Origin of the sequence: Vibrio sp. B4-6 (genome assembly GCF_963888245.1) — a bacterium.
In the GTDB taxonomy this organism is placed as follows: Bacteria; Pseudomonadota; Gammaproteobacteria; order Enterobacterales; family Vibrionaceae; genus Vibrio; species Vibrio anguillarum.
On the sequence record NZ_CAWPIM010000011.1, the window covers coordinates 270783 to 281869 of the forward strand.

Consider the following 11087-nt stretch of genomic DNA (forward strand, 5'->3'; position numbering starts at 1 on the left):
CATACATATCCTTATGAATACTAGCAGCAATTCCCAATCCCAACGTATCGTCGTTCTCGATACGGAAACCACGGGTATGAACCGTGAAGGCGGCCCTCACTATGAAGGACACCGCATTGTTGAAATCGGTGCCGTTGAAATTATCAACCGCAAGCTGACAGGCCGCCACTTCCATGTCTACCTGAAGCCCGATCGTGAGATTCAGTTAGAAGCGATCGAAATCCACGGTATTACCGATGAGTTTTTGATGGACAAACCGCAATATCGCGATGTGCATCAAGAGTTTTTAGATTTCATCAAGGGGGCTGAGCTGGTGGCGCACAACGCTCCCTTCGACGTCGGTTTTATGGATTACGAGTTTCGCAAGCTCGACGCTAAAATCGGTAAGACGGAGCAGTATTGCAAAGTGACCGATACGCTTGCTATGGCAAAGCGTATTTTTCCCGGCAAACGCAACAATTTGGATATACTTTGTGATCGTTATGGTATCGATAACTCACATCGTACCTTGCACGGTGCATTGCTCGATGCGGAGATATTAGCGGACGTTTATCTGCTGATGACTGGCGGGCAAACCTCGTTACAGTTCAGTGCCGGAACGCGCAGTGATGGCAGTGTGGGAGGAGAGTCAATAAAACGAGCTGTCGCAGGTCGGAAAAAGCTAAAGGTTTTGCAGGCTTGTGCCGATGAATTACAAGCACACCAAGAAAGATTGGATCTAGTCGAAAAGAGCGGAAGCTGCCTTTGGCGTCAGTAGGAGAAAATATGTTGAGGATAATGGCAGCAGTGATTGCGCTGATGTGGAGTACAGGCGTTTTTGCGGTGAATTCCTCCTCGATGTCGCTGCTCGACAATCGTTTCCGTGTGGATCCAACCATTTCACAAATTACTTTTGTTGTGTATCGCGAAAAGTCATCCCAACCCGTGGTGCTTGTGCGGCCTGATGGTAAGAAATATTACGCTTGGCAACATAGCGATAATGTGCGTTGGTATCAAGAACCCACAATGGATATTATTTCAATTGATAAGCCAATGCCTGGCCCTTGGCAGGCCATAGGCAAGGTTTCCTCACAAAATAGCATCAAGCTTATTTCTCATCTGCAACTTGATACTGATCTGTTTCCTACGCGCTTATACCTTGGTGAAGTGATAAAATTTACCGCGCGATTAACCTCCGACGGTAAGCCTTTATTGTTGAGAGACTTTCTCGATAGAGTCAACTTAAAAGTAACCTTTACTAAATACGTTGAAAATGAAGAAGATCTGATTAAAGAAGCGCGTCCATTACCGGAAGTGATTGGTGAATTTGCTGATGATGGACGTGGTTTAGATGAACGTCCTGGTGATGGTGTATTTACGGTTGCGTTACCTATCACTCCCGTGCCGGGTAAGTATCGCGTTAGGATCACCTCTGGTAACGGCGTGTTTTTACGCGCTCAAGAGCAAGAAGTGTTAGTTTACCCTACGCCAGTGTCGACTACCTTTATCCAGTCCCGAGTAGATGGCGCGCCGCACCAAATTGTGTTTGCAGGCGAGTTAGGCATGGTTGAGCCCGGATCGATAGCAGCGCATATTGAGCATGCCAATATTTATGATGATATTTTTGCTACTGAAGGACTATCCGGAAAAGAGTCACTCAAGCTTAATTTGGAAATTCCATATAAAGGGGATAACGGTAACTATCGTTGGTCTGGAAGGTTGTATGCGACAGAGCTCGCTAGCCAGCGCCCACTTTATTTCCCACTTTCAGAGCGTACTTACAGCGTGGTGGATGATGTTAACATTGAGGAGACTCGCCGTTTGCAGATGGAAGAAGAGATTAAGCAGCGTAGGCTTGAACAGGAGCAACTTATTATTCAGATGAGAGAAGAGGCAACGAGTCGCAGTATTATGTTCATTGTTATTGGTAATATTGGTGCGATATTGATTGGGCTTTTGGCGTGGTTTGTGATGCGTAAGATTAAAGCGAAAAAGACGTTGCAACCCGAATTACAGTTGAATATGCCGAAGAAATAACAAGGGATGTTGCCGAGTTGGCAACCTCTTGATTCTGTATTCTAGTCATAGAAAAGGGCGCTTAAAGCGCCCTTTGACATTCAATAGATTGACTTACGCAACATCATTTATTGCCGGATATTGAGGCTTTGCGGCCAGTTCCTGTGGCGCAAAATCATCGACATTAATGGTATACAAACGATGAGCCTCAGCTTCCGTTAATAGCTGTGCTTCTTGTTCGGTTAGAATTTTTTGTTGTAAGCCAATGGCGGCCACTTCATCTAAACGCAAAAATGGACGGCGTTGATTGGTGACGCTGCACACTTTATCGAACAAAGGCTCTGCACGTAAAATGATGTCCAGTGCTTGTTCAATCTTACCCGCCGCATTATGCGCCGTTGGGGCGAGATATTGGTTGCGACCGATGCGTGAACGAGTTTCACTCGGTGTTTGCAGGATCTGCGCAACTTGGCTATCTAATTTATCACTAGGTGCTTTGCGTACTCGACCAATCGGCATCAACAATATACGAAGTACCTTACCAATCGCTTTATTCGGGAAGTTGGCTAAGAATTCATCAATGGCGACTTCCGTCTGCTTCAAACTGTCTTGTAGACCCCAATGAACCAAAGGAAGATCCTCCACGGGACGACCATCATTTTCAAAACGCTTAAGTGTGGCAGAACTGAGGTAGAGTTGGCTCAAAATATCGCCAAGGCGTGCTGACAAGCGCTCTTTACGTTTGAGAGAGCCTCCCAATACAGCCATCGAAATATCAGAAAGCAGTGCTAAGTTAGCGCTGTAACGGTTTAGTTGTTGGTAGTAGCGTTTAGTTGCATCATTAGTCGGTGCAGATGAACCCAAACCATCGGTGACACCAAACCAAATACTGCGCACAAGATTACTCATGGTGAAGCTGACGTGACCTGCAAGAGCGGCGTCAAATTTCTCAACGGCATCAGAATCTTGTGAATAAGCGGCGTTCATTTCTTCTAAAACATAAGGATGACAACGGATAGCGCCTTGACCAAAGATGATCATTGAGCGAGTCAGAATATTGGCCCCTTCGACGGTTACGGCAATCGGTGCACCTTGGTAGCTGCGAGCTAAAAAGTTAGCAGGACCAATACAAATGCCTTTCCCGCCCACGATATCCATTGCATCAATAATGCTGCGTTGACCACGGTGGGTACAGTGGTATTTGACTATAGCGGAAATGACCGAGGGTTTTTCGCCCAGATCAATACCAGCTACGGTTAAATTGCTCGCCGCATCCATCACATAAGCGTTACCACCTAAACGTGCTAATGGCTCTTCGACACCTTCCATATGGCCAATTGGTTGCTTAAATTGACGACGAATCCGAGCGTAAGCTCCTGTTGCTAGCGCCGCAGTTTTAATTCCGCCCGTCGAGTTAGAAGGTAACGTAATACCACGTCCAACCGATAAACACTCTACAAGCATACGCCAGCCTTGTCCTGCCATGCTTGGTCCGCCAATAATGAAATCAAGCGGCACAAATAAGTCGTTAGCACGTGTCGGACCATTTTGGAATGGAACGTTCAATGGCATGTGGCGATTGCCAATTTCAACTCCTTTTAAGTGGGTTGGGATGAGCGCACAAGTGATGCCAAGCTCTGTTTTATCCCCAAGTAAGCCGTCAGGATCGCGCAGTTTGAATGCTAGGCCTAATACGGTTGCAACCGGGGCGAGCGTGATGTAGCGCTTGTTCCACGTTAGGCGCATCCCTAACACTTCTTTTCCTTCCCATTTCCCTTTACATACCACGCCAAAATCAGGAATTGAACCTGCATCGGAACCCGCTTCTGGGCTGGTTAATGCAAAGCAGGGAATCTCTTTACCTTCCGCTAAACGTGGCAGGTAATGGTTTTTCTGATCTTCAGTACCATAATGTTGTAAAAGTTCGCCCGGGCCTAAAGAGTTCGGTACACCAACGGTGGATGAAAGCACTCCAGATACACCCGTTAGCTTTTGTAGCACAATGGATTGTGCATAAGCTGAAAACTCCAAGCCGCCGTATTGTTTTTTTATGATCATGGCGAAGAATTTATGATCTTTTAAATATTGCCAAACCTCAGGAGGTAAGTCGGCTAATTCATGCGTAACTTGATAATCGCTAACCATGGCACACACTTCGTTGACTGGTCCATCAATAAAAGCTTGCTCTTGTGCACTTAATGTCGGCGCTGCAATTTTGTGTAGTTTGTTCCAGTTCGGTTTGCCTTTAAACAGTTCAGCTTCCCACCAAACGGTTCCTGCATCTAATGCCTCTTTTTCGGTTTGTGACATTGCAGGCAGCACTTTTTTGAACAGTGTTAATGCTTTTTCGCTAATCACGCTTTGACGGATAGAGGGAACGGCTAATAAAGCGATAGCCGCTAAATATAGCAACCATCCAATCACCCCGGTGTAATCCAGCAGGGTAAGAACCACCATGGTTACCGTTAGCGCAACTAATGCGCTAAAAAGTGACATTCGGTGGTAGAGGCACACACCGAACACGGTGAGAAAACCAAGTATAGAGAGCAAGATGTCCATAATTTCATTCCTTTGAGACTGTATTCACGCCATTGCGGCTGATTTTTCTCAGTGCATTGGAAAGTGTTGTTAGTCGTCTCGTTTGTGTAAGTGGTCTAACCAGTGCTAAGTGTAATCAAATTATTAACGAAATGTAAAACCTTGTATTGTTCAAAAAGTGATCCATGTAGGGCAAAACCTCAAAATAAATAACCCATAGAGGGCTTTCTGGAGTGGGAAGCGGGAGAAAACAACAATTCTTGAAGTCGAACTATCGACAGAAAGGATGGTTTGGGTAAACTCAAGCCTGTTACTGGCTCTTGATTGATGGAGCCTATCGGTAAACAGATTAAAAAGAGAATATATCTATGTACCAGGATTTAATTAAAAGTGAATTGACCGAAGCGGCTGACGTGCTAAACAAATTTCTTAATGATGAGCATAACATCGCTCAAATTGAGGCCGCCGCAAAACTGATTGCCGACTCATTTAAGCAAGGCGGGAAAGTGCTCTCTTGCGGTAATGGCGGTTCCCACTGTGATGCAATGCACTTTGCTGAAGAGCTAACGGGGCGCTATCGCGAGAATCGTCCGGGTTATCCTGGTATTGCTATTTCCGATCCAAGCCATTTGTCTTGCGTTAGCAATGATTTTGGTTACGATTTTGTATTCTCTCGCTATGTGGAAGCGGTGGGTTCAAAAGGCGATGTCCTGTTTGGCCTATCGACTTCTGGTAATTCGGGGAACATTTTGAAAGCGATTGAAGCGGCCCAAGCCAAAGGGATGAAGACCATTGCACTGACCGGTAAAGATGGTGGGAAAATGGCAGGTTTAGCGGATATCGAGATTCGTGTCCCGCACTTCGGCTACGCGGATCGTATCCAAGAAATCCATATCAAGATCATCCACATCGTTATCCAACTGATTGAAAAAGAGATGGCGTAAGAAGTTCAACATCGTTCTTTTCTTTTAATGTGTTTGTGGTTGTAAAAGGGAGTGCATTAAACCATGTGTGAATTGCTCGGTATGAGTGCCAATGTGCCGACTGATATTTGCTTTAGTTTTACTGGGTTGATTCAGCGTGGCGGCAACACGGGGCCGCATCGTGATGGTTGGGGAATCACTTTCTATGAAGGGAAGGGGTTTCGTACCTTTAAAGATCCTAACCCTAGCTTTCAGTCAAAAATTGCAGAGCTTGTGCAGAGTTACCCTATAAAAAGTCGGGCAGTGGTTAGCCATATTCGTCAAGCAAATCGGGGTGGGGTGAATTTGGAAAATACTCACCCATTCACTCGAGAATTGTGGGGGAGATATTGGACGTTCGCTCACAATGGACAATTGACGGATCACCAGCAGCTAGAAACTGGGCGCTATCGCCCTGTTGGTGAAACGGATAGCGAGCAAGCTTTCTGTTGGTTGTTAAAGCAGTTAGAAGCGCGTTATCCTGAACCGCCTCAAGATATGCTCAGCATGTTTCAATTCGTTGCGAAGTGTTGCGATCAACTTAAGCAACAAGGTGTGTTTAATATGCTACTTTCTGACGGTGAGTTTGTGGTGACCTATTGCACGAATCATCTGTACTGGATTACTCGACGCGCCCCCTTTGGGAAAGCAAGTTTACTTGATGAAGATGTCGAGATTAACTTTCAAGAAGAAACAACGCCTGATGATGTTGTGTCAGTGATTGCGACTCAGCCACTGACGGGAAATGAAACTTGGCAACGAATGAAGCCAGGCGAATATGCGATTTTCCATTATGGCGAATACGTTGATGGCAATGCGCAGTCCTTAGCTGACATTTCGTTTGCCGCGGCAAAGCCAGGCTGCCAAGCACCCATTTAAGTTTTTTATTTTTAAGCTTGTTCTATTTACTGCTGTTTGAATCGTATTTGAGATGACAATAAAAAAGGTTGCTGTTGAGGCAACCTTTTTCGCACTATTCAGAGATACGATTTATTCATCGAAAGCATAACCATGCATGCCAAGTAATTGGCCATCTAAATAGGCTTTACCTTCACGCATTTCCAAGCGTCCTTCAACGAACCATTGTGCCACTAGTGGGTAAATTCGATACTCTTGAGCTTGGACACGTTGAGTCAGAATCTCAACGGTATCTTCATCAAAAATAGGCACTTTTGCTTGTAGAATGACTGGGCCACCATCAAGTTGTTCAGTCACAAAATGCACACTGGTGCCATGCTCTTCATCACCCGCGTGAATCGCGCGTTGGTAGGTATTCAACCCAGGATATTTAGGAAGTAAAGAAGGATGAATATTGAGCATCCGTCCTAAATAGTGACGCACAAACTCACCACTCAGAATACGCATGTAGCCAGCAAGAATGATTAAGTCAGGCGCGTATTGGTCAATTTGCTCCATCAATACCGCATCAAACGCATCTCGCGTGTCAAAGGCATTTGGGTCAATATGCACCGCCGCCGCACCTGCTTTTTTAGCTCGTTCTAAGCCATAAGCAGTTGCTTTGTTTGAAAAAACAGCCGTTACTTTGCCATCTTTAATTTTCGTTTCACACGCATCAAGGATAGCCTGTAAGTTGGTGCCATTTCCTGAAACTAAAACAACAATACTTTTCATCAGTTATTTGATCTCTACTTGCTCTTCATCGAGTTGAGCTTCAGCAATATGACCGATAACCCACGCATTTTCGCCTTCCGCTTGCAGTAATTGAACTGCCGCTTGTGCTTGATCCATTGGAAGCGCAACAATCAGTCCGACACCACAGTTAAATGTGCGGTACATTTCGTGAGTGGTTACATTCCCTTTTTCTTGCAGCCATTGGAAAATAATTGGCCATTCCCAGCTATTGCCGTCAATCACCGCTTTCGTCCCTTGCGGAAGAACGCGAGGAATGTTTTCCCAGAAACCACCGCCAGTAATGTGCGAAATGGCGTGAATATCGTGCTCGGCGATCATCTTAAGCGCTGATTTGATGTAAATCTTGGTTGGTGTCAGTAAGTGCTCACCAATCGTTTTGCCAGCCAAGTCTTCATTTTTGTCGGCACCTGATACTTCGAGGATCTTGCGAACTAATGAATAGCCGTTTGAGTGGGGGCCGCTAGAGCCAACCGCAATCAGAGCATCACCTGCTGCTACTTTTGAGCCATCGATGATCTCTTCTTTTTCAACCACACCGACACAAAAGCCAGCGACATCGTAATCTTCACCTTCGTACATACCCGGCATTTCAGCGGTTTCACCACCGATTAAAGCGCAACCTGCTTGCACACAACCATCGGCAATACCCGACACCACATCAGCAGCTGTATCTACATCCAATTTGCCCGTGGCATAGTAGTCCAAAAAGAAAAGCGGTTCAGCACCTTGAACAATCAAATCGTTAACACACATTGCAACCAAGTCAATGCCAATGGTGTCGTGCTTATTCATATCCAATGCGAGGCGAAGTTTTGTGCCAACTCCATCGGTGCCAGAGACTAAAACAGGATGTTTATATTTGGTTGGTAGCTCGCAAAGCGCGCCAAAACCACCAATGCCACCCATAACTTCAGGGCGACGAGTGCGTTTGACGGCGCCTTTAATTCGTTCAACAAGTGCATTGCCTGCATCAATATCTACGCCAGCATCTTTGTAACTAAGAGAAGTGTTATTACCGCTCACGGGGAAGTCCTCGGTCATAAGTTGGATATGAAAACGGCGCTATTCTAACAGGGCTTAAAACAAAAAGGAAAACGTTTGCGTCAGTTTTTTTGTTTATAATTGGCACTGAAATTAGCATAAAAAGTGTGTACAATTCGAAGGTTTGTTTAAATGTCGTCGGAGATGAAAATGAAAGTTGTTGAAGTTAAACACCCTCTAGTTAAGCACAAACTTGGGTTAATGAGGGAAGGGGATATCAGCACTAAGCGTTTTCGTGAGTTAGCTACAGAAGTGGGTAGCCTACTAACTTATGAAGCAACCTCAGACTTTGAAACAGAAAAAGTGACGATTGAAGGCTGGAATGGCCCAGTTGAAATTGATCAAGTCAAAGGTAAAAAAGTAACGGTAGTACCTATTTTGCGTGCTGGTCTTGGCATGATGGACGGCGTTTTGGAGCACATTCCAAGTGCGCGGATTAGTGTTGTTGGCATCTATCGTGATGAAGAAACGCTTGAGCCTGTCCCTTATTTCAACAAACTCGCTTCTAATATTGAGGAGCGAATTGCGCTTGTGGTTGACCCAATGCTGGCAACTGGCGGTTCCATGATTGCGACAATCGATTTGCTCAAGGAGCGCGGCTGTAACCAATTTAAAATTCTCGTTTTAGTTGCAGCGCCTGAAGGCATCGCGGCGTTAGAAAAAGCGCACCCTGATGTTGAGCTCTATACGGCGGCAATTGATGAGAAATTGAATGATAAAGGTTATATCGTTCCTGGTCTTGGTGATGCTGGCGATAAGATTTTTGGTACGAAATAAGCGTTAATTTTATACTGTCTTAAAGGAGAAACGAAAGTTTCTCCTTTTTTATAGTTGTTTCGGTTTTTTATAGTTGCTTCAGTGATGCGTCATTACGGTCATTTTATTGCTCAACAGAATTAACGCATTGTTCGATGATTATTTTTTAAGACTTAACGTACTGCTTTTTCTGTGGCTATTAGCTGGCGCACCTTGTGATGAATTTGTGGGTCGGCGCGGTGCTCTTTTTGTATTTGGAGCATGGCGAAACTCATCGGCATTGCGTCCTTGGAACGTTTTTGGCTTTTGATTTCTGCGTGCCGTCGAGGTTTGATTTTGCTCACGACTATCATACAGTTTTGCATCGGTAGCTTTGCGAATACGCTTACCCGTCACATCAAGCTTGGACGCGCCTTCCGTACCGCAAGAACTCTCACACATTGCTAATATTTCAGCGACTTCCTCGTCGCTTAAATAACGCCATTCACCATTAGGGATGCCGTCTAGGCTGATGTTCATAATACGAACTCGGCGTAGTTTAAACACTTCGTAACCTAAGGCCTCACACATACGACGAATTTGACGGTTTAACCCTTGTGTTAACACAATTCTAAAGGAGAACTTCGTTTCTTGGGTTACTTTGCAAGGCAGTGTCACCGTATCAAGAATCTCCACGCCAGAGGCCATTTTATGTAAAAATTCGTCGGTGATGGGTCTATCTACTCGGACGACGTACTCTTTTTCATGGTTATTACCAGCACGTAATATCTTATTGACTATGTCACCATCGTTAGTCAGAAAGATCAGCCCATCAGATGGTTTGTCTAATCGACCTATCGGGAAAATACGTTTGTGGTGGCCAATAAAATCAACAATGTTACCTGGAATATCGCGCTCTGTTGTGCAGGTGATTCCAGTCGGTTTGTTAAGGGCAATATATATCGGTTTTTCTTTTGATTTTAATGGATTACCATCAATGCAAACATCATCGTTTGGCGTGACTTTAGTGCCCATTTCCGGCAATAGTCCATTGATGGTTACTCGGCCTTGTTCAATTAACTTATCGGCCTCTCGACGAGAACAGAAACCAGTTTCACTGATGTATTTGTTTAAACGAATGGTGGCTTGTTGTGACATAGATTGCTCTTACGTTTCCCAACGGCGGTGAATAAAAAGAAAGCAACACTCTAAGTGTTGCCTATTAACGTTGCGATATTTTAGCAGTTAATATTAATTAACCAAGGCGTTTTTAATGACACTCATGGTTTCCAGCCTTTCCCCATCACTTTTCCTCAACAAGATATAGACGGCATTGACGTCTTTATTTATGCGAAGAGGGAATGCTTTTATTTGTATGAGAAAATGGAAACTATTTTGAGACAGGTGTTCTTATCGAACCGATCTTGAGTAGCCGAATGATGCCATTCATCAAGAAGATAGAGTTATTAACGCGATAAAAAACCGGAGCAGACAGATAATCCACCCCGGTGCATAGCGTCACACTATTTTTCAATAGGTGCTAAGCGATCTAGTGAGGAGATTTGTCATTCATCACTTTATAAATGAAGAAACCGCCATAAAACAGCATAAGACCAAAAGCACCAAAGATTACTATCATTGAAGACAGTCCCACAGCATTACCAAATAGGAGATCAAGCCAAAAGTCCATGTTTCCTCCAAAGTTTCGAAGACACAGCCAAGTTAAAGTTTGCTCTGTTTGTTGACACTGATCTGGATCAATTATGTTGCATAGGTTAACTTGATGTTTCTATTGGTGTGTAATTAGTCACGTTTTTATGTGTATTTGATGGTGATTTAGCCAATGAGTTTGTTATTTGATGGAAATAAGATTAAAGGCTTGCGTCTTAGTTTTAGATGAGTAATATACGCATCCGTTCTAGGCAAAAAGCTCGGAACTGCTCGCTAAGTGCAGAGCAAAAATTTCGGTGAATAGCGCAGCTTGGTAGCGCATCTGGTTTGGGACCAGAGGGTCGGGGGTTCGAATCCCTCTTCACCGACCATCTTTAAAAGCCTCGCAGTAATGCGGGGCTTTGTTACATTTGGAAGTGGTAAGTTTTTTCGTTACCAAAGAGAAAGGGGGTCGCCTCTTTCATTATCTGGCTCTTCACCGACCACATTAAA

At 44.5% G+C, this 11087-nt stretch carries 10 protein-coding genes and 1 tRNA gene; 6 read left to right on the forward strand and 5 right to left on the reverse strand.

The annotated features are described in order from the left end of the window. Positions 1–13: 13 nt before the first annotated feature. A complete protein-coding gene (gene dnaQ / locus AACV20_RS04130) occupies positions 14–757 on the forward strand; it encodes a DNA polymerase III subunit epsilon (RefSeq protein ID WP_013856229.1) in 744 nt (247 codons plus the stop codon). Between the two features lie 8 nt (positions 758–765). Beyond that, on the forward strand, positions 766–2016 hold the full coding sequence (locus tag AACV20_RS04135; protein ID WP_170906928.1) for a TIGR03503 family protein: 1251 nt from the start codon (positions 766–768) through the stop codon (positions 2014–2016). Positions 2017–2109: 93 nt separating this feature from the next. On the opposite strand, the gene fadE is transcribed toward AACV20_RS04135, so the two are convergent. Beyond that, a complete protein-coding gene (fadE, locus tag AACV20_RS04140) occupies positions 2110–4554 on the reverse strand; it encodes an acyl-CoA dehydrogenase FadE (protein ID WP_017049704.1) in 2445 nt (814 codons plus the stop codon). Between the two features lie 347 nt (positions 4555–4901). Between fadE and lpcA the strand changes: the two genes are divergently transcribed. Beyond that, complete coding sequence (gene lpcA, locus AACV20_RS04145; RefSeq protein ID WP_010320095.1) at positions 4902–5477, forward strand: D-sedoheptulose 7-phosphate isomerase; 576 nt, start codon at positions 4902–4904, stop codon at positions 5475–5477. Positions 5478–5540: 63 nt separating this feature from the next. Then, on the forward strand, positions 5541–6374 hold the full coding sequence (locus AACV20_RS04150) for a class II glutamine amidotransferase (protein WP_170906929.1): 834 nt from the start codon (positions 5541–5543) through the stop codon (positions 6372–6374). Positions 6375–6485: 111 nt separating this feature from the next. Here AACV20_RS04150 and purN read toward each other — a convergent pair whose 3' ends face one another. Both purN and purM read right to left on the reverse strand, forming a co-directional pair. Then, a complete protein-coding gene (purN, locus tag AACV20_RS04155; RefSeq protein ID WP_013856233.1) occupies positions 6486–7127 on the reverse strand; it encodes a phosphoribosylglycinamide formyltransferase in 642 nt (213 codons plus the stop codon). A 3-nt stretch (positions 7128–7130) separates the two neighbouring features. Continuing rightward, positions 7131–8171, reverse strand: a complete 1041-nt coding sequence (purM, locus tag AACV20_RS04160; RefSeq protein WP_010320092.1) for a phosphoribosylformylglycinamidine cyclo-ligase — start codon at positions 8169–8171, stop codon at positions 7131–7133. A 168-nt stretch (positions 8172–8339) separates the two neighbouring features. Here purM and upp point away from each other — a divergent pair, with 168 nt between their 5' ends. After that, positions 8340–8966, forward strand: a complete 627-nt coding sequence (upp, locus tag AACV20_RS04165; protein WP_026027908.1) for a uracil phosphoribosyltransferase — start codon at positions 8340–8342, stop codon at positions 8964–8966. Between the two features lie 138 nt (positions 8967–9104). Here the strand turns inward: upp and rluF are convergent, their stop codons facing one another. Together rluF and AACV20_RS04175 are read right to left on the reverse strand one after the other, a co-directional pair. Next, the gene (gene rluF, locus AACV20_RS04170) at positions 9105–10082 is read right to left on the reverse strand and encodes a 23S rRNA pseudouridine(2604) synthase RluF (RefSeq protein WP_170906930.1); all 978 of its coding nucleotides are present in this window, start codon (positions 10080–10082) and stop codon (positions 9105–9107) included. Between the two features lie 391 nt (positions 10083–10473). Next, positions 10474–10614: a DUF3149 domain-containing protein gene (locus AACV20_RS04175; RefSeq protein ID WP_010319399.1), complete on the reverse strand. Its 141-nt coding sequence runs from the start codon at positions 10612–10614 to the stop codon at positions 10474–10476. Positions 10615–10889: 275 nt separating this feature from the next. Here AACV20_RS04175 and AACV20_RS04180 point away from each other — a divergent pair. After that, a tRNA-Pro gene (locus AACV20_RS04180) sits at positions 10890–10966 on the forward strand. The last annotated feature ends 121 nt before the right edge of the window (positions 10967–11087 follow it).